Source organism: Bradyrhizobium sp. NAS80.1, assembly GCF_001908205.1.
Taxonomy (GTDB): Bacteria; Pseudomonadota; Alphaproteobacteria; order Rhizobiales; family Xanthobacteraceae; genus Bradyrhizobium.
The window spans coordinates 1-23747 of the sequence record NZ_LGHL01000046.1 but is presented as its reverse complement, the minus strand read 5'-3'; the positions used below and the strand labels follow the sequence as shown (position 1 = coordinate 23747).

33 protein-coding genes and 1 tRNA gene are annotated in these 23747 nt (G+C 60.8%); 28 read left to right on the top strand and 6 right to left on the bottom strand.

The features are described from left to right. Positions 1–433: 433 nt before the first annotated feature. Positions 434–784 (top strand): GrlR family regulatory protein, encoded by a 351-nt coding sequence (locus tag AC629_RS11360; RefSeq protein WP_084804858.1) that lies wholly within the window; start codon positions 434–436, stop codon positions 782–784. A gap of 150 nt (positions 785–934) precedes the next feature. Continuing rightward, positions 935–1132 (top strand): hypothetical protein, encoded by a 198-nt coding sequence (locus AC629_RS11355; RefSeq protein WP_084804857.1) that lies wholly within the window; start codon positions 935–937, stop codon positions 1130–1132. Here the strand turns inward: AC629_RS11355 and AC629_RS49800 are convergent. Then, the gene (locus tag AC629_RS49800; RefSeq protein WP_143199059.1) at positions 1129–1254 is read right to left on the bottom strand and encodes a hypothetical protein; all 126 of its coding nucleotides are present in this window, start codon (positions 1252–1254) and stop codon (positions 1129–1131) included. The two genes, AC629_RS11355 and AC629_RS49800, sit on opposite strands and share 4 nt — an antisense overlap. Before the next feature lie 542 nt (positions 1255–1796). Between AC629_RS49800 and AC629_RS11345 the strand changes: the two genes are divergently transcribed. Continuing rightward, positions 1797–2087: a hypothetical protein gene (locus tag AC629_RS11345; RefSeq protein ID WP_084804855.1), complete on the top strand. Its 291-nt coding sequence runs from the start codon at positions 1797–1799 to the stop codon at positions 2085–2087. A gap of 90 nt (positions 2088–2177) precedes the next feature. Here AC629_RS11345 and AC629_RS46690 read toward each other — a convergent pair whose 3' ends face one another. After that, positions 2178–2342, bottom strand: a complete 165-nt coding sequence (locus AC629_RS46690; protein WP_168195450.1) for a hypothetical protein — start codon at positions 2340–2342, stop codon at positions 2178–2180. 264 nt (positions 2343–2606) lie between these two features. Here AC629_RS46690 and AC629_RS11340 point away from each other — a divergent pair, with 264 nt between their 5' ends. The 14 genes from AC629_RS11340 to AC629_RS11265 all read left to right on the top strand — a co-directional run bounded on the left by AC629_RS11340 (position 2607) and on the right by AC629_RS11265 (position 11722). After that, positions 2607–3368, top strand: a complete 762-nt coding sequence (locus AC629_RS11340; protein ID WP_084804854.1) for an SIR2 family NAD-dependent protein deacylase — start codon at positions 2607–2609, stop codon at positions 3366–3368. Between the two features lie 208 nt (positions 3369–3576). Then, entirely contained in the window at positions 3577–4236 is a 660-nt protein-coding gene (locus tag AC629_RS11335; protein ID WP_084804853.1) for a cold-shock protein, read from the top strand. 125 nt (positions 4237–4361) lie between these two features. After that, the gene (locus tag AC629_RS11330; protein ID WP_084804852.1) at positions 4362–4871 is read left to right on the top strand and encodes a DUF192 domain-containing protein; all 510 of its coding nucleotides are present in this window, start codon (positions 4362–4364) and stop codon (positions 4869–4871) included. 101 nt (positions 4872–4972) lie between these two features. Then, positions 4973–5049 (top strand) — tRNA-Pro (locus AC629_RS11325). A gap of 384 nt (positions 5050–5433) precedes the next feature. After that, positions 5434–6564, top strand: coding sequence for a phage portal protein (locus tag AC629_RS11320; RefSeq protein ID WP_283846319.1), 1131 nt, complete (start codon positions 5434–5436; stop codon positions 6562–6564). Continuing rightward, entirely contained in the window at positions 6564–7241 is a 678-nt protein-coding gene (locus tag AC629_RS11315; RefSeq protein WP_084804850.1) for a tail assembly protein, read from the top strand. The genes AC629_RS11320 and AC629_RS11315 overlap by 1 nt, the downstream gene beginning before the upstream one ends. Beyond that, positions 7241–7570, top strand: a complete 330-nt coding sequence (locus AC629_RS11310; protein WP_084804849.1) for a gene transfer agent family protein — start codon at positions 7241–7243, stop codon at positions 7568–7570. The genes AC629_RS11315 and AC629_RS11310 overlap by 1 nt, the downstream gene beginning before the upstream one ends. Next, a complete protein-coding gene (locus AC629_RS11305; RefSeq protein ID WP_084804848.1) occupies positions 7567–7809 on the top strand; it encodes a hypothetical protein in 243 nt (80 codons plus the stop codon). Before AC629_RS11310 ends, AC629_RS11305 begins: the two co-directional genes overlap by 4 nt. Continuing rightward, positions 7809–8303: an HK97 family phage prohead protease gene (locus AC629_RS11300; protein WP_084804847.1), complete on the top strand. Its 495-nt coding sequence runs from the start codon at positions 7809–7811 to the stop codon at positions 8301–8303. Before AC629_RS11305 ends, AC629_RS11300 begins: the two co-directional genes overlap by 1 nt. A gap of 20 nt (positions 8304–8323) precedes the next feature. Further along, positions 8324–9457, top strand: coding sequence for a phage major capsid protein (locus AC629_RS11295; RefSeq protein ID WP_084804846.1), 1134 nt, complete (start codon positions 8324–8326; stop codon positions 9455–9457). Positions 9458–9469: 12 nt separating this feature from the next. Then, positions 9470–10045, top strand: a complete 576-nt coding sequence (locus tag AC629_RS47650; protein ID WP_210419021.1) for a phage tail assembly chaperone — start codon at positions 9470–9472, stop codon at positions 10043–10045. A 651-nt stretch (positions 10046–10696) separates the two neighbouring features. Next, positions 10697–10984, top strand: coding sequence for a head-tail connector protein (locus AC629_RS11275; protein ID WP_084804842.1), 288 nt, complete (start codon positions 10697–10699; stop codon positions 10982–10984). 1 nt (position 10985) lies between these two features. Continuing rightward, entirely contained in the window at positions 10986–11408 is a 423-nt protein-coding gene (locus AC629_RS11270) for a DUF3168 domain-containing protein (RefSeq protein WP_084804841.1), read from the top strand. Then, positions 11405–11722: a head-tail adaptor protein gene (locus AC629_RS11265; protein ID WP_084804840.1), complete on the top strand. Its 318-nt coding sequence runs from the start codon at positions 11405–11407 to the stop codon at positions 11720–11722. The genes AC629_RS11270 and AC629_RS11265 overlap by 4 nt, the downstream gene beginning before the upstream one ends. Before the next feature lie 2 nt (positions 11723–11724). Here the strand turns inward: AC629_RS11265 and AC629_RS11260 are convergent, their stop codons facing one another. Next, positions 11725–12366, bottom strand: coding sequence for a BAR domain-containing protein (locus AC629_RS11260; RefSeq protein WP_084804839.1), 642 nt, complete (start codon positions 12364–12366; stop codon positions 11725–11727). Between the two features lie 47 nt (positions 12367–12413). Between AC629_RS11260 and AC629_RS11255 the strand changes: the two genes are divergently transcribed. From AC629_RS11255 to AC629_RS11225, 8 genes are all read left to right on the top strand, one after another. After that, positions 12414–12719, top strand: coding sequence for an HNH endonuclease (locus tag AC629_RS11255; protein WP_143199057.1), 306 nt, complete (start codon positions 12414–12416; stop codon positions 12717–12719). Then, the gene (locus AC629_RS11250; RefSeq protein WP_084804837.1) at positions 12719–13123 is read left to right on the top strand and encodes a phage terminase small subunit P27 family; all 405 of its coding nucleotides are present in this window, start codon (positions 12719–12721) and stop codon (positions 13121–13123) included. Before AC629_RS11255 ends, AC629_RS11250 begins: the two co-directional genes overlap by 1 nt. 127 nt (positions 13124–13250) lie before the next feature. After that, entirely contained in the window at positions 13251–13787 is a 537-nt protein-coding gene (locus AC629_RS50140; protein ID WP_349531101.1) for a terminase large subunit domain-containing protein, read from the top strand. Further along, positions 13753–14694 (top strand): terminase TerL endonuclease subunit, encoded by a 942-nt coding sequence (locus AC629_RS50135; protein WP_349531100.1) that lies wholly within the window; start codon positions 13753–13755, stop codon positions 14692–14694. Before AC629_RS50140 ends, AC629_RS50135 begins: the two co-directional genes overlap by 35 nt. Before the next feature lie 3 nt (positions 14695–14697). Continuing rightward, positions 14698–15105, top strand: coding sequence for an HK97-gp10 family putative phage morphogenesis protein (locus AC629_RS11240; protein ID WP_084804836.1), 408 nt, complete (start codon positions 14698–14700; stop codon positions 15103–15105). Continuing rightward, positions 15098–15442: a gene transfer agent family protein gene (locus AC629_RS11235; protein WP_084804835.1), complete on the top strand. Its 345-nt coding sequence runs from the start codon at positions 15098–15100 to the stop codon at positions 15440–15442. Before AC629_RS11240 ends, AC629_RS11235 begins: the two co-directional genes overlap by 8 nt. After that, positions 15429–17723: a hypothetical protein gene (locus AC629_RS11230; protein WP_143199056.1), complete on the top strand. Its 2295-nt coding sequence runs from the start codon at positions 15429–15431 to the stop codon at positions 17721–17723. The genes AC629_RS11235 and AC629_RS11230 overlap by 14 nt, the downstream gene beginning before the upstream one ends. Positions 17724–17901: 178 nt before the next feature. Further along, the gene (locus tag AC629_RS11225) at positions 17902–18450 is read left to right on the top strand and encodes a hypothetical protein (RefSeq protein WP_084804833.1); all 549 of its coding nucleotides are present in this window, start codon (positions 17902–17904) and stop codon (positions 18448–18450) included. 351 nt (positions 18451–18801) lie between these two features. Here the strand turns inward: AC629_RS11225 and AC629_RS11220 are convergent, their stop codons facing one another. Beyond that, positions 18802–19113, bottom strand: coding sequence for a hypothetical protein (locus tag AC629_RS11220; protein ID WP_084804832.1), 312 nt, complete (start codon positions 19111–19113; stop codon positions 18802–18804). A 195-nt stretch (positions 19114–19308) separates the two neighbouring features. On the opposite strand from AC629_RS11220, the gene AC629_RS46680 reads away from it, so the two are divergent. The 3 genes from AC629_RS46680 to AC629_RS11210 all read left to right on the top strand — a co-directional run bounded on the left by AC629_RS46680 (position 19309) and on the right by AC629_RS11210 (position 21007). Further along, on the top strand, positions 19309–19473 hold the full coding sequence (locus AC629_RS46680; RefSeq protein WP_168195449.1) for a hypothetical protein: 165 nt from the start codon (positions 19309–19311) through the stop codon (positions 19471–19473). Positions 19474–19644: 171 nt separating this feature from the next. Further along, positions 19645–19938, top strand: coding sequence for a hypothetical protein (locus AC629_RS11215; RefSeq protein ID WP_084804831.1), 294 nt, complete (start codon positions 19645–19647; stop codon positions 19936–19938). A gap of 265 nt (positions 19939–20203) precedes the next feature. Then, a complete protein-coding gene (locus AC629_RS11210) occupies positions 20204–21007 on the top strand; it encodes a hypothetical protein (protein ID WP_084804830.1) in 804 nt (267 codons plus the stop codon). Here AC629_RS11210 and AC629_RS11205 read toward each other — a convergent pair. Both AC629_RS11205 and AC629_RS11200 read right to left on the bottom strand, forming a co-directional pair. Continuing rightward, the gene (locus tag AC629_RS11205) at positions 20991–22763 is read right to left on the bottom strand and encodes a site-specific integrase (RefSeq protein ID WP_084804829.1); all 1773 of its coding nucleotides are present in this window, start codon (positions 22761–22763) and stop codon (positions 20991–20993) included. The two genes, AC629_RS11210 and AC629_RS11205, sit on opposite strands and share 17 nt — an antisense overlap. Positions 22764–23012: 249 nt before the next feature. Next, positions 23013–23654: an O-antigen ligase family protein gene (locus tag AC629_RS11200; RefSeq protein ID WP_084804828.1), complete on the bottom strand. Its 642-nt coding sequence runs from the start codon at positions 23652–23654 to the stop codon at positions 23013–23015. Positions 23655–23747: the final 93 nt, after the last annotated feature.

Sequence of the window (23747 nt, the reverse complement as noted above, 5' to 3'; positions counted from 1 at the left end):
AAATGGAGTTGGATGCAGAACAAGTCGAGGCCAGTCGATCTCGATGCGGACGCGCTTGTCAAAATGATACAGCGTGATGCTTCGCACAGGCCTGTCCTCGTGCCCGAGCTAGGGAACGAGCGACGGGAGAGCGACATGGATTCATGCTGATGTCTCGAGATGATCGTCGAGATCGCAAAGTCTTCGAGGCCGACCGGCACAAGCGGCTGCGCATGTTGATGTAAGCTCGCTGTGATCGTGCATTCGTTCGCGCGATCGATACCACTTGTTAAGAGACGATCCGCGCCGATTTCTGCGATTCCGATTCGTTCTTCGAGAACGAAAGGGTGTCGAAGCTGGAACAAAGCCGATCGGCCGAGCGCCAGAACCTTCTTGTCACCGTCTCGACGCTCGCCCTGTCCGGCGCTATCGTCGTATCGACGGCGGGTGGACCATGAAAAACGGCCTCTATTCCATCCACATCCACATGCTCGACGGCGTGAGGGGCCGCGACAGCGGCGTGCTGATCTTGCGGGATGGCGTGCTGCTTGGCGGCGGGCCTTATTTCTGGTCGCGCGGCTCCTACACGGTTGGCAACGGCACCTGGAAGGGCGAGCTTGCCACCAACCAGCATTCGCCGTTCGACGATGCCTTCGTCCGTCCGCTGTTCGGCGGGCAGGAGGTGACGAGCGGCTTTTGCGGGACGTTCAGCGACGACGAAGCCGAGGTGTTCGGCACCGTGCTGGTGGCGGGCCATCGCAGCCTCAGCTTCCGCGCGACCCTGAAGCGACTCGTCGAGATCTGAGGCGCGCAAACTCCTAACGAAAGCTTGCACGGAAGCCAATAACCCAATTGGGTTAGGTTAAAAGCCCAATCGCGTTGCGCTTGCCGCGAGTTAGGATAGGTGTCTGGCAAAGACAAGCAAGAAACGACTTTGCCAAGAAGCAGCTTTGTCATGACACCTTTTTCAGAACCGACTTTTTATCAAGGCGACCGGCACACCTACCGGCGTGTCGCCGTCGTCGGCTCACTGTTCTGTCTCGCTTTCGTGGTGATCAGCTTCTCGCTGCGGCCGCAGCTCGAGGACACGCGTGTCGCAGTCAAGGCCGACAGGCTGGTGCGTACGGCGGGCCAGGTGTCGCACACGAACTAGCGCTCGTCGCTATTGACGTGATCGTCGGCAGCCGCGTCCCGGCAAGTGGTGCCGCGGGTCGCGAGCGCGACGAAGCCGGCATAGCCGGACAGGTTCAGCAAGACTTCCAGCCACGCGGGCATGTCGTGTCTCTCCTGCGCGAGGACGATGTCAACGTGCTCGCGCGGCTCCAGTTCCGGGTTTTCGAGCTCCCGCTATTGAGCCTGGCGTCAGAAGCGGGGAGGAGGGATCGAGCCGCCGGCCGAGGTTCGCAACGGACTTGCTCATTGCTGTCGGAGGCGGGCGCAGCCCATCAACACCGAAGTAGCGAACGATCTCGTCGTAATGCTGATTGCCGGATTTGGGAACGAGCCTGCGGATACGGGCCAGCAACGCGGATATCGGCAATCTGTCCTCCCTGCCATCCGCCCCGTTGGTAGCCACAATTGTCTGCTGCATTGGCTCCCACGAAACTGAAACCCCGCCAGCATCGAATGGACGCTGACGGGGTTCGTCGTGCTGTCGCCTCACCCGGATGGCGGAGGCTCCCGCACTTGGGGGTTCAATACATGCGAGGCGATTTCGTTCCCTTCGCGTCGAAATTTATTCGACCGCTTTCGGTTCCGCGCCGCGCGCAACCATCACCCGGCGCCGGCGTTGTTTTCGAGTCGCGAAGGAGAAGATCATGAAGAAGACACTGGCAGTCCTGGCCACCGTTGCAGCCGTCGGCGCGACCGCGATAGCGGCGCCTGCGCCGGCAGAGGCGCGCGGCATCGGCCCGGGCCTCGCGTTTGGCCTCGCCGCCGGCGCGATCACGGCGGGTGCGATCGCCGCGTCCCAGCCGTATGGCTATTATGGTCCGGGCTACGGCTACTATGGCGGTCCCAGCTATTATTACGGGCCTGGCCCGTATGCCTATTACGGCGGCGGCGGTCCGGTCTACTACCGGCACCACTATTACCGCCATCACTGGTAACGGCTGAACAAGCGAAAAGCCCGGAGCGATGCTCCGGGCTTTTTTTCGTTCCGTTTCTCGTTCGCGTTTCTTGCGCGATGAACTGATGTCCTACGGCCAGAGCGAGGGCCGGTCGACCTTGCGGGCATTCTCGAGCGTCGAGACGAAATACTCTTCGCGCTCGCGCTTGAACTTCTCTTGCGTGGCACGGAAGGCGGCGACACGGGCGGCGATCTCTTCGCGTTCGCGCGCTTTGCGTTCTTCATCTTCGGTCATGTCCATCCCCTCGATTCACACTCGAACCATCTGTGCACTACTGAACTCAAGCAGTGCCGCCGCATTGCGCTTGAGTCGCATTCAACACATGCATTGGCGCTTCTGATTGGGGCGTCAATGGGGAGGAGGCATTGCAGGATTGTGATAAGCGAAGGTCTGCAAAAATCGCCGGCGAAAGCGCGCAAGCGACAAGCCTGTTGACGCACTTATCCACCGGCGCGGGCATGCTATAGAGGCGTGCCCGGAACGACGGATGGCTTGCCCATGATTGCATCAGATCTTCGCAGCGGCGTTGAACGGCTCGGCGACATGATCGCCGAGGCGAAGACCATCGTGCCCTTCACCGGCGCCGGCATCTCGACCGAATGCGGCATCCCCGACTTCCGCTCACCGGGCGGAGTTTGGACGCGCTACCGTCCGATCCAGTTCGACGAATTCGTCGCCAGCCGGGAGGCCCGCGACGAATCCTGGCGTCGGCGCTTTGCGATGGAGGAGGTCTTCGCGGCGGCCAGGCCCGGCCGCGGTCATCGCGCGCTCGCCTCGCTCTACCGCGCAGGCAAGATTCCCGCGCTCATCACCCAGAACATCGACAATCTGCACCAGGCCTCGGGCTTCGCCGCCGAGCACGTGATTGAACTTCACGGCAATACCACTTATGCGAGATGTATCGGATGCGGGAAGGCCTATCAGCTCGATTGGGTGAAGCGCCGTTTCGAGGAGGAGGGCGCCGCACCCAACTGTACCGTGTGCGATGAGCCGGTGAAGACGGCCACGATCTCCTTCGGTCAGATGATGCCCGATGATGAAATGCAGCGCGCAACCGAGTTATCGCAGCACTGCGATCTCTTCATCGCAATCGGTTCTTCGCTGGTGGTGTGGCCTGCGGCGGGCTTTCCGATGATGGCGAAGAATTGCGGTGCGCGACTCGTAATCATCAATCGCGAGCCGACTGATCAGGACGACATCGCCGACCTCGTCATCCGCCACGACATCGGCGAAGCACTCGGGCCCTTTGTCGGCAATTGAGGCATCAATTTGATTCGCAGCTGTGCAAGCTGTTCATAGGTTCCGGCTAATCTCTTTTTTATCTATGCCTCTCAACCGGGAGTGTTATCTTTTGAGTCGGAAGATTCGCATCGCGTCAGTTGAGAAGATTCTCTGAAGGTTCTCTAAAGACGCGTGATTCGACGCCGCCAATAAGGCGGGTTGCATGGAATGTGTGGGGTCCGGGGTTATGGGGTCGTCGGACGGATTTGAGTCCAAGAAGGTGGGAGTTCCCGCACCAGGCGCATCGCCGGGGCGGATGACTTCGGGCGAACACGGTGGTGGCCGCGACAGCGCACTCAGCCCCTTCACCGGTCTGGGTGAGGCCGGCGCCAACCTCGTCGAGGTCACCGGCGTCATCAAATGGTTCGACGCCTCGAAGGGCTACGGCTTCATCGTTCCCGACAACGGCTGGGCCGACGTGCTCCTGCATGTCACCGTGCTCAGGCGCGACGGCTTCCAGACCGCCTACGAGGGCGCACGCATCGTCGTCGAGTGCATCCAGCGCGCCAAGGGCTACCAGGCGTTCCGCGTGGTCTCGATGGACGAGTCCACCGCCATCCATCCGGCGCAGATGCTGCCGCCGCGGACCCACGTCACGGTTACCCCGACCAGCGGGCTGGAACGGGCCCAGGTCAAATGGTTCAATAGGCTGCGCGGCTTCGGCTTCCTGACCTGCGGCGAGGGTACGCCCGACATCTTCGTGCACATGGAGACGCTGCGCCGCTTCGGCATGACCGAGTTGCGGCCCGGCCAATATGTCCTGGTCCGCTTCGGGCCCGGCTCCAAGGGCATGATGGCGGCCGAAATCCATCCGGAGACTGGCTCGCCGGGATTGCAATCGCACTGACGGCCGCGGATCTCCAATTCCCGCAATCGTGAGCAGAGGTGCGCTGGCCAAGCCGCGCGCCTCTGGCATTTGTCATGATCGCCGCGTAAGGACTGATCCAGCCCCACGCCCTCGAGTGCTGCCCCATGCGTTTTGCCCTGCGCTTTGCCAACCATGATCGAAAGGCGACCTGGTCCGTCCCAACGAGGGGCTGGCTCGCTGCCATCCTCGTCATCGTCGGCTTTGCGATCGCCTGCGCACCCGCCGGCGCAGCCAGCTTCCAGCCGCTCGAGATCGCCACCAAGAATGGCGTGCAGGTGTTCTCGGTGGAAATGGCGACGACCGAGCAGGAGAAGCAGACCGGCCTGATGTACCGCAAGGAATTGGCCGACGGCAAAGGCATGCTGTTCGACTTCAATCCCGAGCAGGAAGTGTCGATGTGGATGAAGAACACCTACGTCCCGCTCGACATGATCTTCATCCGTGCCGACGGCCGCATCCTGCGCATCGCCGAAAATACCGAGCCGCTGTCGACCAAGATCATCTCATCCCAGGGGCCCGCCCGGGCCGTTCTGGAAGTGGTGGCGGGAACGGCGCAGAAATACGGCATCCGCCCGGGCGACCGCGTGGCCCATCCGCTATTCGGCAGCAAATAGAGGGACCAGGCAGGGCATTGCCAGCCTTAGGAAGCTTGCTGGCGCCTTAGAAGCTTGCTGGCGCCTTGGGAAGCGTGTATCGACGGGGCTCGCCGGACATTCGGGGTATAGCGCAGCCTGGTAGCGCGGCAGTTTTGGGTACTGCAGGTCGTTGGTTCGAATCCAGCTGCCCCGACCATTTTATGTATTATTCAATAATTTCAAATAGTTACGGCGAATCAGTCAGGCGAAAATGGTGCAACTCGTAACAGTCGATCGAGGCGCCTGACCGGGGCGTCTGACTCATTTTCGCCACAATTGACCGTCAGAGTATTGGTAGATTGTTTCAATCTGGCGACTTGTTTTGTTCGAAAAGAACTCATAGCGCCGACCCAAGCACAGCACAGAGAAGCTTCCCTAGCTCGCCTAACCAGCGGGCCAACCTCTGTTTTGTGCCCCTTTGTCCTTCGCGACCCGCCTCAAATCCCTTCTCGGCATAGTCGAGACCAAAGCCGCGCCCAGCCTCGCTGACGCGAGCGGCTTCTATTTCGGTCTCTTCGGCGCGAGCCCGACACTGGCCGGCGTGACCGTCACGCCCCACACGGCCATGACGTGCGCGCCCGTCGCATGCGCGGTGCGCTCGATCTCCGAGGCGGCTGGCTCGCTCCCCCTTCACATTTACAAGCGGCTCCCGGACGGCGGCAAAGAGAAGGCCACCGACCATCCGCTCTATTCGCTGCTTCACGACGCCCCGAACAATTTTGCGCCGGCAGCGCTGTTCCGCACCCAGCTCATGGCCGACGCGCTGTTGCAGCCTTACGGCGGATTCGCGCAAATCGTCCGCGTTGACGGCAAGCCCTATGAGCTGCTCCGGCTCGATCCCAGGCTGTCTTCCATCGTCGTCGACTACTCGAATTTTGAGCCGGCCTACGCAATTAAAGCCGATGGCAAGAATCCCGCCCGCGAGATCCCGGCGGCGGAGATCATCCACATTCCGACCCCGGCCTATGACCCCTCGCGCGGTCTAGTCGGTGAGGGCAGGGACGTAATCGCGCTCGCCCTGGTGCTTGAGCGCCATGCATCGCGCCTCTTTGGCAACGCCGCACGTCCCTCCGGTGTGCTGAGCCTCAAGGGCACGATGACGGAGGACACCCTCAAGAATGCGAAGGCCGCTTGGCAGGCATCGCAGGGCGGCGACAAGTCCGGCGGCACCGCCGTTCTTCCGGCCGACGCATCCTGGCAAGCGCTCACGTTCAATAGCGTCGACAGCCAGTTCCTCGAAATGCGGACGTATGCCGTCGCAGAGATCGCGCGACTGTTTCGCGTGCCGCTCCACATGCTGATGCAGGTCGACCGCGCCCAACCCCGCTCGATTGAATCGATCGGACAAGAATTCCTCTCGCAAGCTCTGTTGCCCAGGCTGAAGTCTTTCGAGCAGGAGCTTGAGTTGAAGCTTCTGACGCCGGAAGAGCGCAGTCAGTATGCAATCGAATTCAACATCGATGGCTTCGCCCGCGCCGATCTCCTCGCGCGTGCCCAGGCGCTCAGCGCCACGGTATCCGCACGCATTTTGAACCCGAACGAAGCGCGCCAGATCGGCTTCGGCCTGCCTGCTTATGAAGGCGGCGACGTGTTCGAAAACTTCAACACGTCATCTGCACACGCCGGCGGCGCGCTCAATGCCGGCAACGACAACAACCAAGAGGCCGCCTAATGCTTCGCACGATTCATTTGCACGGCAAGCTCGGCAACGACTTCGGCAAGTCACACCGTTTCGACGTCGCGACGGCCGCTGAAGCGCTGCGAGCGCTCAACTGCGCATTCCCCGGTCGTTTCGTGAAGGCGATCGAGCAAGGCGCCTATAAGATCGCTCGCGGCGACAAGCGCAACGGCATGCAGCTCGACATCGATCTGGTCAACCAGTTCAACCTGGGCCTCGCTGATCTTCACTTCATTCCTATCATAAAAGGCGCGAAATCAAGCACAGCGAAAGGCACCACCAAGATCGTGCTCGGTGCTGCTCTTGTCGGCGGCGCAATCTTCCTGTCTGGCGGCATGCTCGCTGCACCCATTAGCGCACTCAGCGGCGTTCCGCTCGTCGGTGGCATGAGTTACGGCACCGTTGCAGCGCTTGGCCTTGGCCTCGCACTGTCTGGTGCCTCAACGTTGCTCTCCAAGCCCGCCAGCCCGTCAACGGAGGCCTCCAACGCCCTCAACATCAATGGCGGCAACATCGGCAATTCCGGCCAGCAGGGGAACGCGGTCACGCTGATCTATGGCGAGACCATGGTCGGCTCCACGCCGATCGAGGCCTGGTCCGACGTCGAGGACATCGACGTCTATGCGGACAGCGCGGGCTCGATCGAAACCGCATTCGGGGAGCGCGGCTAATGGCTGATCTCTCCTGCACGGCATTTTTCGGCGACGGCGAGCACGCGTTCACGCTCACGCCTGAATTGGTCCGCGAGCTGGAGACCAAGTGCGGATCCGGTATCGGCTCAATCGCCAATCGCGTGTTCTCGCGCAACTTCGCCCAGGCCGACATCAACGAAACCATTCGCCTCGCGCTGATCGGCGGCGGCACCACGCCCAAGCGCGCGCATGAACTGATCGTCGCATACGTCGATGGGCGCTCCGTGATCGACACATTCGAACTCGCCGCGAAGATCCTGGAGCGGACGTTGTTCGGCAATCCCCAAGTGAAAGGAAATGACAAGTGAGCTTCGCCACCGGCACGCCTATCAGCGATGCCAATCCGCTACCTACTCGAGTCGCCGGCCAGTTGCTCGACAACACCGGGCAAGCTGTGAGCCCCGACAACTACACTCAAAGCTTCACCTACAACGTCGACGGCACCGTCGCGACGGTTTCGTTCACGGATGGAGCAAACACCTGGACGCAGACGTTAACCTATGATGCCGGCCGCGTCTCCAGCATCACCAACTGGGTCCGCTCCTAATGGACCGGTTGGAGATCAAAGCTTCGCTGAGTGTCACGGATGCCGGCGAGATCGTCGGCACGGCATGGCCATTTGGCGAGCCCGACACCACTGGCGATCTCATCGTCAAGGGCGCCTTCAACTTCGTCTCGAATGAACTGCCGATTCTATTCCAGCACAATCCCGCCGACCTGATCGGCACCTGGACCGACGCTGCGGAGACCGCTGACGGACTGGTCGTGAAGGGCAAGCTCCACACCGGCCACGACCGCGCCCGCACCGTGCTCGGCATGGTCAAGAGCGGTTTGGTCTCCGGTTTGTCGATCGGCTTCAAGACAAAGTCCTCGACCCAACAGGGACGCAACCGCGTCATTGCGGCGCTCGATCTCTACGAGATCAGCGTCGTGCGCAATCCCGCCCATCCCCGCGCTCGCATCACGGGCGCGAAGAACTATGACGCCGCACTCGCGGCGGCCGATCTCATCAAGCGTTTCACGGCAACGCTAAAGGCCTAACAGGAGCTTTGAACTACCCAATGAAGACTGCGAACGCACTCGAATTTAGAGACACCGGTGAGGTTGACGACCCGATCGCCGGAGTTGCCAAGGAACTGGCGGAGTTGAAGGCGGCCCTCGAAACGAAGGCGGCCAACGACAACACCAAGCTCACCGAGCGCCTGGACCGCATCGAGGCCAAGGTCAATCGGCCCGGCAATCGCGCCGCCAACGACAATGAGCCCAAGATCGAAACCAAGGCGTTCGAAGCGTTCCTTCGCGGCGGCGCCGAGCGCATGGATGACCTCGAAAAGAAGTCGCTGGTCGTCACCAACAACAACGCGATCGCACCGCCGGAGTTCGGGAACGAGATCCTAAAGCTTCTGCGCCAGTTCTCGCCCATCCGGCAGTATGCCAACGTTCGCACGATCGGCGCCTCCGTCGTGGAATATCCGCGCCGCACCGGCAGCACGGCAGCGACCTGGGTTGATGAAACCGAGGACCGCACCGAAAGCGAACCGTCCTATGAGCAGGTCGCGATTACACCCTATGAGATGGCGACCTTTACCGACGTGTCCAACCAGCTCCTGGAAGACAACGCCTACAATCTCGAAGGCGAATTGACTTCCGACCTGAGCGAGAGCTTCGGTATCGCTGAAGGAACGGCATTCGTCACCGGCAACGGCAGCAAGAAGCCCAAGGGTCTTCTGAGCGCCAGCGGCATTCAGACGATCGTCACCGGCAACGCTGGCGGCTTCCCGACCTCCACGCCGGCAGACGTGCTGATTGGCATGTTCCACAAGCTCCCCGGCGTCCATGCCCAGAATGGCGTGTGGCTCATGAACCGCAACACGCTCGGCGCGATCCGCCTGTGGAAGGACGGTATGGGCCGCTACCTCGTTCTCGACCCGATCTCGGATGGCGCGCCGACCACGCTGCTTGGCCGTCCGATCGTGGAAGCGATCGATATGCCCGACATCACCGCCAACGCTTTCCCGATCATCTTCGGTGACCTGAAGGGTTATCGCATCGTCGATCGCATCGGCCTTTCCATGCTTCGCGATCCCTACACGCTTGCGACGAAGGGGCAGGTTCGCTTCCACGCCCGCAAGCGCGTCGGCGCCGACGTGACCCATCCCGATCGCTTCGTGAAGCTCAAGGTCTCCGCGACCTAAGAGGACATGATCATGCGGCTCGCAGCGAATACCTTTGCCCTCCAGCTCGGCGACAAGTCTTTCGACTTGAAGCCGTCGCTGCGAGCCGCATTCATCCTATACGAACGTTACGACGGCTTCCATAACCTCTCGCGCTACCTCGCGGAAGGAAGCCTGACCACGGCAACGGACCTGATCACCGCGACCGTGACGGACAAGTCCGCATGGGCCGCTTACGCCCTCGCAGGCAACGGCATTGTGCGCGACCTCATGGCCGCAACCAGCGATCTGATCGAATTCGTCCTAGTCCTCGCCGGCGCCGACAAGAGCAGCGGCAAGGCAGACACCACCGGCAAGCCGATCCCGTTCGATGAATACTTCACCCATCTCTTCCAGATCGGCACGGGCTGGCTTGGCTGGGCTCCCGAGGACGTGTGGGACGCGACACCGGCTGAGATCATGAACGCCCAGAAGGGCCGAATAGAGATGCTCAAGGCCTTGTTCGGCAGCAAAGACGATCAGACCGCAGACGTGGCGGATGGATCACTGGCGAACCTCAAGGCCGACCTCAACCACATCGGTGACCTCACCAAGACGAGGGCAGCGTAATGGCCTGGAAACCGCGCCGGGTATGTCGCTGCGGCAAGATCATCGCCGCGACCGATCTCTGTGACTGCCAGATTAAGCGCAAGGCCGAGACGGATCGCCTTCGGCCCAATGCCAACGATCGCGGCTATGACAGCAAGTGGCGTCGCGAGAGCAAGGAATTCCTAGCTCGACCCGAGAACCGGTTCTGTGCCTGTGGCTGTGGTCGCATCGCCGATTGCGTTGACCACAAGATCCCCCATCGCGGCGACATGAAGCTTTTTTGGGACCGGAAGAATTGGTCTCCGCTAGCTAGTTCGCCCTGCCACACCAGCCGCAAACAACGTCAAGAGTGCCAACGATGACCACTAGGCCCAACCCCAAACGTTCACTCACACAGTCGCTGCCTGCGCTGCTGGACTACCAGCGCGACATGCACGCTGCACACCGGCAGATGACACGCTCGGTGCGCCAGTGTCTGCGCCAGATGGAAGAGCAGATGGCTGAGCTACGCCACAGCCTCGACCAGCACTTGGTTGCACAGCGCGACGAAGCGCACCGCAACGCTGCGGCCTCACAACATACCCGGGGGGCACCCGAGAATATCTCAAGCGGTCGCTGCGACCGGTCCCCCCGGGTCGCGCAAGAGAGCGCCTAATTGGAGTTTTTTCGACCGTGCCAATCACCCTCGATCAGGCGAAAGCCCACCTCAATCTCGGCTCAATCGACGCCGACGACGCCCTGGTTAGCGACAAGCTCGCGGCCGCAAAGGCGTGGGTTGGCGCCTATACAGCCTCGAATGTGGACGCGGACGGCACACCGGCCCCGGTGAATGAGGCCGTGCTGCAATTGACCGCGCACCTTTACCAGAACCGCGAAGCATCCCTGGTTGGCGTGACCGCGACCGAATTGCCGTTCGGTTTCCTTGATTTGTTGGCCCCTTACCGCGCGTTTTGCTTCTGAAATGACCACTTCCGACCCGTCTCTCGCCCTCCAAAAGGCCATTCGCGCACGCCTGATCGCGAGCCCGGAGCTGATGGCCCTGGTGCCGGCCGATCACGTGATCGACGCCAACGGCCGACCGGAGATCATGCCGGCTGTCTACATTGGCGAGGGGCAATCGATCCTGCGACGTTGGGATGCGACTTCCTATACCACGCTCCATGTTTGGTTCGCTGAGCCCGGCTTGGTCCGATGCAAAGAGGCCGTCTCCGCCATCGTCGCGGCCTTGCGGATCGACGCCCAGGTTGACGGCGTGCTGCCGATCGACGGCTTCACGGTTCACGACATGCAGGCCACACAGACGCGCTATCTCCGCGACCCGCATGGCCCGTTCAGCCACGGTATCGTCTCGGTCGCGGCGATCGTGAATGTGAGGGCGGTATGAGGGCCGGTAACCTCGATCGCCTCATTGAAATTCAGCGCCCCACCACCGGCCTGGACCTCTACGGCGCGCCCGAAAAGACCTGGACCACGTTTGCGACCATGCGCGCCCAGCTCCTGAAGAACGCGACCGACAACAAGGAAGGCCAGCGCGGGGAGACCACCGACGTCATCTTGACCTTCCGCATGTGGTTTCTGCACGGCGTGACGCTGGAAAACCGGGTCACCTATCAGGGCCAGCAATTCGAGATCATCGGCATCAGTGAGATCGGCCGCCGCCGTGGTCTGGACCTCACATGTCGGCGGGTTGGGCCATGACATCACTTGCCATCCCATACCTCTCCATAAACCCTGAGCATCCGCTCTCGTTCTGGCATGTTAGGCGCAAGCTGTTCGATCTCAGGTTCAAGTCCTTCAAAGACGATCTTGCATGCTCCCACGATAGCAGAAACGTTCTCATGGATCAGGGTGAGCCTCGTTTGGGTGCCTCCATAAAGCTTATGCGTTGGCCCCAATCCTTCGAGCAAATCGTGAATACGTTGTATCGAGGCTCGTATAGACGCGATTTCCCGGATCAACCTTCTAGGGAAAACGTCAAGATTGTCCCACGCTTCTGCAATTTCGGGAGGCTCTTTGATAACGATATGCGAGGCGGACACGTCTTTGTCGTCGGCGACGCGGAACGTGATCATTCCATCGAGCTCTTGAGCATCTTGGTGAAGTCTTCGCGTGGCCAAGTCCAGCTTCAGATAGATGGCAAGCTGCCTTCGCAAAAACTCCCGTTTGTGCTCTGCCGCATCTTCTCGGACCTTCGCCATCGCACCGCGATAGGCGAGAACACCACCGCCGAACGCTATGAGAGCGGATGCAATTGTCTGCCATTTGCTGAGATCGGCAGCGATCATCACAATCAGAATAATTGCAACCGCCGTAGCAATGCCGGGCCATTCGGGATTCTTCATTATTTCAAATTGCCGCGCGCTCTCCCGTTTGTCGAGAGGGTTGCGGCATGACCCACCGGAAACCACAGCTTGCCGCAGAACGCCTCCGGCAGCTACTCCATTACGATCCCGCCACCGGTATCTTCCGCTGGATGGCCAACACCAATTCTCGCCGCGCAAAGAGCGGCGAGGTTGCTGGCAACATCAACAGTGTTGGCCATCGTCGAATTTGCATCGACGGACACTTCCATCAGGCCTCTCGCCTTTGCTGGCTCTACATGACCGGTTCGTGGCCCACGGGATTTCGCGTGCGTCGCATCAACGGCATTCTCGACGACAATCGATGGGCAAATCTTACTCTGAGGGCCCAGTGATGCGCGGCCGCAAGCCCATTATCAACCCCGACAGCAACCCGATCACCGACGCGCCGAAAACGCCGTCATGGCTGGGAAAGGCCGCGCGCGCCGAATGGCGCCGCATTGCACCGCTGTTGATGGACCGCCGCATCTTGGCGGAAACCGACCTGACCACGCTCGCGCATTACTGCGCTGCCACGGGCACGGTCCAGGAACAGCAAAAGACGATCAACCGCGAGGGCTATGTCGTGATGACAGAGCGCGGCCCTCGCGCGCATCCGGCCGTCCGTATCCAGGCCGACGCCATGACCCGCGCGCGGCTTCTGGCGGCTGAGCTTGGCTTGACGCCCGTGTCCCGTAACCGCCCCTCAATCCGAACCGACCAGGAAGACGATGACAGTGCATCCGACCTGGGTGTTTGATAAGACACCCATCCCAGACCCGCACGGGCGCGGCGAACGCGCTGTGAAGTTCTTCCGGGCCTTGAAGCATCCCAAATCGACCGCCCCACGGCATGCGTTTGAGCTTGCGCCGTTCTGGGAACGCATCTTGCGGCGCATCTATGGGCCTTCCGACGCGGCCGGCGAGCGCGAGGTGCGAACCGTCTTCATTCAGATCCCGCGCGGCGCCCGTAAAACGACGTTCGGCGCCGCGTTGAGCCTTTTGCACTCTTGCGGCCATGAGAAGGTGCCCGGCGGCGCCTGTATTCTCGCCGCCAGCGCTGAGGATCAGGCCGAGCTTGCCTTTGACGAGGCGCGCGCCTTCATCAAGGCGACGCCGGCACTCGGCAAAGCTACCTATGTGGTCGAATCCGAGCTCGAGCTCGAGCACGTAGCGTCCGGCTCGACCTTGAAGGCAATCCCGGCCGAAGGCGACGTTCAGCAGGGCAAGACCCCTTATTTCGTCCTGATCGACGAATTGCACGTTTGGAAAAACCGCCGACTGTGGCGCGCGCTCAAGAGCGGCCTGCTCAAGGTGCCGAACACGCTGCTAGTGATCATCACCACGGCCGGGCGCGGGCAGGACAATCTCGGTTTCGAGGAATACAGCTATGCAAAAAAAAGTCGCGACGGGCGAGATCGATAACCCGGCCTATCTGCCGATCATCTTCGAGCCGCCGGCCAAATTCGACTGGCGCGACGAGAAGGTGTGGCACCTCGTAAACCCAGGTCTCAAGTTCGGGTTCCCCGATCTCAAGGGCATGCGGCAAGCGGCATCGGAGGCCGCCGACAAGCCGGCCGATCGTGAAGACTTCTGTTGCTACAATCTGAACCAATGGATCGACGCGGCATCGAGCCCGTTTGTCGAAATGTCGATCTATGACGAGGGGAACGTTCCGGTTGACCTGGACGCGCTTGCTTCGCGCCCGTGTTGGCTTGCGGTCGACCTTTCCTCCAACACCGACCTGTCAGTCATCACGGCTACATGGCCCGACGACGATGGCGGCTATGACGTGCATCCCTGGTTCTTCTGCCCATCTGCGAACCTTCGCGAACGTGAGAACAAGACCAGTGCGCCCTATGTCCAGTGGGAGCGCGACGGCCTGATCACGGCCACCGAGGGCAATGTGATCGACTTCGAGAAAGTCCAAGCGACTATCGAGGAGCTTTGCGACCGCTTCAACGTCCAGGAGATCGCTTTCGATCCTTATATGGCCCGCATGATGCAGGCCCGGCTGCTTGAGAAAGGCCTTCAGGTCGTCGATTTCCGGCAAGTCCCCAGCCTCATGATGCCGGCGCTATCGGAACTCGAACGCGCGATCATTGCGCGCCGATTCCGGCATGGTGGGCATCCGGTGTTGCGGTTCTGCTTCGCTAACGCTGAGGTAGAGCGGAACAAACAACAGCATGCGGTGCGCTTCCACAAGTCCAAGCGCTGGCTTTCCATTGACGGCGCCGTTGCGACCGCCATGGCGGTTTCGCGCGCCTCGACGGGCGAAAGCAACCGCTCGCTCTATGATCTCCCCAACGCTGTAGAACTTCTTTCGTGGTGACCAATGGCCGATAACGACGATCTCGACGCATACCTTCAATCGCTGCCCGACAAGCTCACCGAGCGGCTATCATCGATCATCCGCGAGCAAGCCGAACGCTTGTCCCAGGCCCAGCGCGAGGCTTTGCAAGCTTTGGAGCAGTCGCCGGACGAGACTGGTCACCTTGAAGAGTCGTGCGTTGTGGTGGCCGGCGCCCATGAGCTGGAATGGATCGTCCAGGCCGGCGGCGAGTTGACAACAAAAGAAGTCCGGCAAGGATCAAATGTGGCGTATGATTACAGCCTGGGCTTCGAATTCGGGACCAGCCGCCAGCCGGCGCGGCCGTTCTTTTATTCGACCTACAACACCATGCGCGAGGAAATGCAGGGGGTGATCAACGAGGCTGTAAACGAGGAGCTTTCCAATGGCTGATGACAAATGCGCACGCACAATCACATGGGTCGGCGGAACGCACACGTTCAATCTCAATCATCCCTGGGTCAGGCGCGTCTTGTCTTGGCGGGGCATTCCCGGGCCAGGCGGTAGCTCGATTTCGGCCATTTGGGGGCGCTTTGAGGCAAACAACTATTCGGCTACCGACGTAGAGCGCGTGATCGAGTTCGGTCTGCTTGGAGGCGGCACGCCCGAGAGCGAGGTGAAGCGACTGCTCGACGCCCATGTGCGCGGCAAGCCACTCGCGCCTAATGTCCTGATCGCCAGCGAGGTTTTGGCAGCCTGTTTCTTCGGAGATGCCAATGCCCGCACCTAGTCTCAGGATCCCCATCAGCGTGGATCTGGAGAAATTCCGCGACCAGATGAAGCAGACCAGCTCACTGGCTGGCACCGCTACGCGCCAGATCGCGAAGCAGTTCCTCGACATGAACAAAGACCTCGCGAAAGACGCGATCTTTGCGACCATGGCGCGCGGTGTCGTTGAACTCGCCGGCAAGGTCGCGCTCGCGGTTGGCGCCTATAAGCTCATGACGGCCGCGATCAGCGGCGCGCGCGAGCAGATGCAACAAATGGTCGAGATCGCGGACAAAGCCAACAATGTCGGTGTGTCCCCGCAGTTCTTGCAGGCCTTTACGAAGGAAGCGACGAAGCTCAAGGTCGAAGCCGGCGAGCTGGAATCCGCCCTCGACCATGCGTTCAACGCGACCAAGGATCGGTCTCCGATCGACATCGGCGAGTGGAGCGTCGGCGAAGAGAAGATCACCGAGGTCGAAAAGGCCTTGCGCGTCTACAACGAAACTCTCGCAAAGACCGCCGGCCAGCAGTTGCAGGGCTTGGTTCTCTTCCGGGACGCTAAGACCCAGGAGGACAAGATCAAGGCCGTGCTCGCGGCCATGGTTCAGCTCGACCAAATCGGCCAGCACGCCGCCTCCCTCGACCTGGGCGAGAAGATGTTCGGTGCCCAGATCATCGATCGCATGCGACAGGGCAAGACCAGTGCCGAGAGCATGCTGGCAACGATCAAGGAAGCCAGCGCCAACTCGGACGGCATCTTTAGCAACGCCCTGGTCGAGCGCGCGAAGGAAGTCGACGACCAGCTTAAGCTCGCCCATCAACGCCTTTCGACCGCGCTCAAACCGTCCTGGGACGATCTCGCCAGCGTCATGATGGATATCAAGGGCGCCTGGGCCGACGTGATCGGCTACATCGCCAAGGCGGTCGAATTGTCGAACAAGATGCCGCGCATTCCCGGCATGGCGGCGAGCTCCACCGACCTCGACGCCAAGCGGGACGCGCTCGCCCAGGTCAACGCCCGCTTGAACGGGACCGGGAGCGGGTTGTTTGGCAGCATCGATCTACCTGCTATCGAGATCGGCGGCGTCAAGCTGACCAACTCGACCCAGGAAAACCTTCTGGCCCACCGCGACCGCCTCCAAAAGGAAATCGCGGCGCTGACAGGGACCGGCGATCAGTATGGTCCGGCTGTCCCTGGTCAATCGCGCGGCACCGGCCCAGCGCCGACGAAGATCGACACGGGCGGCAATGTGGACAAGCTGGGAACGGCCGCTGACAGCATCGAGAAGCGCACCGCCGCGTTGAGGGAAGAGGCCGCTGGCCTCGACCTCTCGACCGCCGCGCGCGAGAAGAACAAGATCGCGGCCCAGCTCCAGGTCGTCGCCATGCAGGCTAACGCTGCGGCTGGGAAGGGCGAGGGGGTTGTGACGGCAGAGCAGCGCCAGCGTATCCAGGAGGTCACCGAGGCCTATGGGAAGGCCACCGAGGCCATCGAGAAGGCCACCGTTGCCCAGTCGATCCGGCGCGGCCGGCAGACCTCGCTATTGGATTTCAGCGACGTCGTCATCGCGGAGCAGTTGAGGGGCCTCTATCCCGACGTCGCGACCGCCTTGAACTCGGTTGAGGCATCGGCCATGCGGACCAACGAGGCCATGCGCTCGATCGGCACCACCATGAGCAGCAGTCTTACCAGCGGCCTCGCGGACATCATGAACGGCACCAAGAGCGTCAGCGACGGCTTCGCGAGCATGTCTAAGGCCATCGTGCGCGCCCTTGAGGAAGCGATGATCAAGGCTCTTGTCGTCGCACCGATCATGCGCGGGCTGTCTGGGATGTTCGGATTCAGCGACGGTGGGCTGGTTGGATCCTCGCTGCCCATGCCCGGCGATGGCGCATTCATCGGCCCGGTCGCAAAGGCGGACGGTGGCCTGATCCGGGGACCAGGAACGGGCACGTCAGATAGCATCGCGGCGCACCTCAGCGATGGAGAATTCGTGGTGCGCGCGAGCGCGACGGCCAAGCATCTGCCGCTCTTACAGGCGATAAACGCCGATCGCATTCCCCGATTTGCGGATGGCGGCTTAGTCGGCGGCGCCGGCAGCGGGGCCGCGCCCATGATCGGCCCGCAGCATGTGATCGCGCCGCAGATCAGCGTCAATGTGCAGGGCAGCCCCGGCCAATCCGCTCAAGATCATCAGCGCATGGGCGAGAACATCGCCCAGGCAGCGCGGCACCACATTCTGACCCTGATCGCCCAGGAATTCCGCACACAGATGCGGCCGGGCGGCATCCTGCGTCGATAAACAGGGCGCGATCCCGAAAGATCTCGCTATAGCTGAAAGGCCACCCGCCGGCGAAACGGGTGGCCTTTAAAGAAGATCGACCCTTGCCGTTGCTCAGACAGAAAGTTTCGATACGTGAATAATAGCAAAATAATCGACGATCACGCACACAATCTCACTCTCGACTTCAAAAAAAAGTTTGGACGAGAGCAAGCTCGACGCCGCCGACGTTGCCGCGATCGAAGCACTAGAGCAGGCCGAAGATCCCGCCTGGAAACGTTTAGCGCGATTGGCGGGGCAGAGCCGGCTCGTAAGGAAAGAGCGCACCCGCGAACGCGACCTTGCACTCGCCGAGGCCGAGGCACAGGCCAAACTCCGCATACGCGCCGACCGAAAGCGAGCAAAGGATGCCGACCGGCAACGCCAGCACCGCGCGTCCAAAGACGTTCAGAACCAGAAAGCGCTGGAACGGCTCATGCGCGCGACCGCGAACCCCAACCACGACAAGAGGCTCGAACAGCTCCGGGGAAACGAGGTCGCCTACACTCGCTTCTACGGCGAGTTGCGCGAGGCGAGGGAGAGCGGGATGAAGGTATCCGGTGCCAAGCTTGCGAAGCTTTACAACGACGCCTGGGACGAGAACATCAGTCGGGATACAGCCATACGCTGGCGGACGATCTGCCTCCATTTGGAGGCAAAGGGCGGCCCCTGGTTTGTCCGGCAGGGTCCAACAAAGCGGGCCGGCTAAACCGGCAGGGTCCAACAAAATTCAGCCCGTTTTGTTGGGCCCTGATTTCAGGCGAACGCGCCAAAATCATCTAAAATTTCAGGGTTTTTCGCATCCGGGCCGGATCGATTTCGTGTCACGAATTTTTCTATAGTAGTTTAGTAGTTACTAGAAAGGTTACTTAAAGAGTGAGGAACGGCGTGACAGGAATCGTCGAAGGAGGGGGCTGCCGCCCCCTCGACCCCCGCCGGGCCAAGAGGCCCGGCTTCTAAAACCTATTTCCGGAGATGTGATGCTCGCGGTTATGAAGAGAGGCTTTCCCAGGGATTGGACTGCTCCCGGCCATGCGCCGGCCTCCGGCCGGCTCACGTCCTAGTCCCGAAATCGTTCGCCCAGGAACCCCAGGGCTTGGTCGAGCGCCCCCTCGGCCGTCTCCCTAGCAGTCCAGCCAAGGTCGAGTGACTTCCACGCTGCGTAGGTCTCGGGCTTTCGTTCGGGATTCCCGACCGATGCATAGGCCGGTTGGGCAACAATATCCTCTCGCTCATAAGTGCGCGTGCTGAACGGTTTGTCACCGCCGCTCGATTGCATAACCTCGATTCGAAAGACCTTAAGATTCACTACGACCTCGACGGTCCGTTCGATCGTAAAGAATTCTGTCGCAAAGTCCGGTGGTTTGGCCACGGGCGTTCCTTCCAATAGTTGCAATCGGATCTGTTACTGAGCAACTCGTCAGACTGCAACGGGTTGCCCCGCGCACGACGCTGTAAGTCAGCACTGACTTACAATCTTAACGAGAATATTTTATTGACGCCACTTCGCGAATATGAGTCTTATGGCGCCACATACCGCTAATGGTGGGGCTGAAAGGGAATACCAATGTTGATTGCCGACGACCGTTACTTCGCGCTCGTGAAAGCGCTGACCGACGCCCATGCCGGCTCCGACGACTATGTCGCGATGGGCCGCGCCTGGGTCGAGAACCAAGTCCAAGTCGCGTTGTGCGCCGCAGACGTCTACCCGGAGAGCAGCGAAGTCGCATAACACCCATGCAAAGATTCGCTGCGAGATCCCATATCGCGCTGACTACAGGCTCAGCGCGATAGGCACTCACAGTCGGGGCCGTTCGCTCCTCCATGTCGTTACCAGCCGGCGCAACCCGCCGGCTGGTTTCGTCTCAGAGGATCATTCCGACTGATGACAGGAGAAGATTGAATGCCCGCAAAAAGCAATTTGTCGCCCGAACTGTTGAAAATCGTCCAAGCGGCGCCGCAGCCCAGCTCCATCGCCGTCACGTATTCCGCCGCCCGACGTCGTTTCAATCGCGCGTCCGAACATCATCAGCGCATCTGCAAGCTGAGCCCGAGAGGAGCGAACAGCCTTCAGGCGTCCTACGCCATTGTAGAGAACAACTGCATCATCGCGACCGGTGAGATTGATGCCGTCGAAGCGTGGTGCCGCGACGAAGGCGTGCTTGGGCCGCACGAATTTCTGAAGGAGGCGGCATGAGCGACGACCGAGAGGGGACGGTCGGCCCGAAATCGGGCCTCACAGCGGATTGGTATTTCGACGGTCAGCTTGTCTACCTAGAGCATTCTCAATACCAAACCGCACCTTGCAGACTTCTTCCAGGCAAGTCGCCGGAAGGAACGGCGGAATGGATGCTCGCTGAGTTAGCGAGGGCGATAAGACTCGGCACGGCGAAACCCCGTTAGCATTCGCAACCTATTGCCCTGAATCATCCCTCGCGCTTAGATTGCGCGGGGGATTTTTCATGCCTGACGAGAGCGAGCCTAGAGCGATCGATGGACCGTTGCCGGCCGAGTATGCGGAAGCATTTGGCTTGTGCATCAAACTGGTTTCCGCTCGTATCGACGACGACCCAGAGCGGATGAAGGCAGTGAACGACAGCTTGATGGCTGATCTTCTCGGTGATGCCCCTCTGCCGGTGCCTGTGTCATCCGTCGACCAGTCCGTCGTCCGATTGCTTCACGGCCTTATGGAGTTGATGCAGGTGCCAAACCGATTCGACGCTATGGCAACAATGGTCAGGCTCTATCCCTGGGGAGGAAAGATCTCGCGCGCCCAGCACATGGAGAATTGCTACTATCTGATCGTGAACGAAACTTACATCCTGGAGGAGCGTTTAAAGGCCTTTGTGAACCACCTGATCGCTTGCGCAACCTCACGCTCGTTTCAGGTAGACCTGTCGTCGGTAAATCGGCTGGTCATAAAGTTGCACAAAGGCTTCTTCGGTAAAATGGTGGCTGCACGCGGCATTCACGTGCATCAGCAGTCCTACGTTCCAAGGGAAATTAAGCGCATAGAAACGCTTGAATTGATGATGATGGGTCCCGAGCCGAAAGCGCAAGAGGGGCCTTGGAAGCTGTTACATCGGATTGCCTTTAGAGAGGCCCGAAAGCAGTGGGTTCAAAATGCCGAGGACGCGGCGAAGGCTGCGAAATACATCATTGGGCATCTGCTAGTTCAAACGCAGTTGGTCTGGCGCACCGTCCTCCAAGAAGAGCTAGACAAATTGGACAGCATGGGGGCCGGGCAAACTAAAGCGAGTAGCTAATGGCCTCGATCATCGTGACGCGGTCCCGCAGCGGTCCCTCTGGCATGATGCCGTATCTGCCCGTCGTCGTGCTCCGAGTATGTCCGAGCAGCACGCCATGCTGTTCGTCGAGGAAGCCTGCCGCGCGGAATGCATCTGCAACCCCATGCCGGAACGAATGGAAGTTGTGGCGCTTGTCAGTCTTGACGCCAATCAGCTTGAAGTAACCCGCAAAGAACCGCGACGGCGTGCGAGAGAAAAACCCGCGAGTGTCGGGCTTCAAGTCGGGGAATAGCTGCACTTCGCCGCGTGCCACCATTGCCGCATGATAGTCGAGGAAGCCGAGCTTGATCAGCTCGCTATGAACCGGGACCACGCGCTGGCTGCCATCCGTTTTGGTGGACTTCAATCGCGAGCCCTCGCGGGTGACGTGAAGAATCCAGACGCCGTGCAGTTGCCGAACGTCCGCCGTCAATAACTGCGCCAGCTCGCCCAGGCGCGCGCCGGTATGGATTGCGATCCAGGGCAACCAATAGCGCCAATCCCTGATCTCGATGTCACCGGGTTTGTGCTCCTGGTCGTCGCCAGCACAGCGCGTCATCAGCGGCGACGTGAAAATCTTGCGCAACTGATCGTCGGAGTAGGGGAACACCTTCTGCTTTTTCTTGTCGATCGCCAAGAACATGCCCCTGATCACATCCGCGTCGATAAACTCATTGTTGAGCAGCCATTCACAGAAGCCCGCGATCGCCGACAGGTAGCGGTTAGTGGTGTTCTCGCTGATCGTCGCCTTGCCGATTGTCTTGTTTGCTTCGATGATCTTTCGGAAGGTCATCCCCTGGAATTCTTTGATCTTGACTGCCTTCACGGGCCAAGAGGCGAGGGCGTGTTTCCAGTCGCGGACGGCCTTCCTCGTGATCGCGGAGACGTGCGAGGTCTCGCCAATGAACTCAAAGAACAACCCGACGATGACGCGGTTCTGCGTCCATGTGTCCAGCGACACCGACGCCTTTTTCTCGCGCTCGAAACGGTCATACAGCTCCCACAGGCTCTCGCCTGGAGCTGCTTTCTTACGGCCGGCAGTAGGATCGGCTGGCGCTACAGCTTGATCATTCGGCACGCCGGACCAATTGCCCTGGTCGCGCTCAGCGGCGCGTTCAAGCATTTGGATCTCCGCGCGCTGTAGCCGCTGACACAGATCCCGATAGGCCGGCGATCCCTTCTCGATCAACAGCCGGTCCCGTTGGATCACGTCATCCGCTGCCCATTCGATCGGCCCCGTCTCACCCACTGCGAGATGTTTCCGGAGTTGGGCCAGCTTGATATCCCGCCGATCGCGGGCCAGGGCAGGGGCGTCTTTCATCACCATGACGTCGAGCGCGGCGTTCAACTGCACAAGCGGATTGCCGGACCATTCGACCAAGCCGGCGCCGATCTCGTGCGTTAGACGATCCTTGGCTTGCTGCACCATTGCGGACGTGGGCATGGCGGCCCGCTCACGCTGGTCGTGGTCCAGGAGGCTTTCGTAATGCCGCCAGACGGCCGCCTGGAGGTCGCCGGGCGTTGGTTCCTGGCGCTGGGCCAGTTCCTCGAATTGCGCCCTATACTTCGCCAGGATCGGCAGTGCGGCGAGGCGCGCGGCCTTCGGATCCCGCACACCGGTCGACTTCCAGATCTCTTTCTTTCCGACGATGGACTGGAGTTTTTTGGGGACTGCGAGGCGCACGTAGTAGACCGCCGAACCACCCCGGCGCTGAATATTTGACGCTAGTCCCATGGCCCCCTCGCGACACGGAGTCGTAACAGTTGACGGGGCTATCGGTATCTAACAAGCCTTTGAGACTCAAGCATTTATTGAATTTGTTGAATTTTTCGTCGGGGCAGAACCAGTCCAGCTGCCCCGACCACTCCCGACGTTCCCCGCGCGTCCCGGTATTTCGACTTCGACGCCGGTGTGCGCCCGCGGCGGCCTGAGACCTTTTTTCCCCCAGGTGAAGAAGGCGGCCCAGGTCTGCCTTTCGATTCCTCACAAGGGGCGCAGAAGCCAGGCGCGCATCATGCTTCCAGCCGACGCCCGCAGCTCGGCAGCGTATCCTAGCAGGAGGAACAGCGTGGTTTCGCGGCTGATCCGGCCGTGCACCATGGCGAGCATCACGACGTAGAGCAGGGCCGCGATCGCAAACACGTGCTCGCGGGACAAGGGCGCCATCGCGAAGGAGCGCCGGCCGGCCGCGGTGATCACAAGAAGGACCAGCGCAGCGCCAGCCGGCCAGCCGAACTCGAGCGCGGCCTGAAGGAAGGCGTTGTGGGGCGGGATGCCTTTGACACAGGCGCGTGCACTGAACTGATCGAGGCCGATGCCGAAGGGGCCGGCATCCGGCAGGAGCCGGAAGGCGTCGGTGTACAGCTGCCGGCGAATGGCGACCGAATTGTCCAGGTCGACCTTCGTGCAGCCGGGCTCCGTACCAATAGCCGGCCGCGACTCGAGTTTACCGGCCGCAAGATTGAGGAACATCGCCGACATCTGCCCGCGCGCGGTGACCCCGGCGCCAACGCCGACTACCATGAGCAGGATGAACGCGATGGCCGTCTTTCGCTCGCTCGCCGTCGGCGCGAACCACGCGACCACGACAAGCGCCGCCGGAATCGCAATGAAGGGCGGGTTCAACTGATCGCCGCAACACATTCTGCGAACTTCTCAGCTGGGGTTTGAAAGAGCAAGGTCTTTCGTGGCCTTTCATTGAGCTGCTTGGCGATCGCG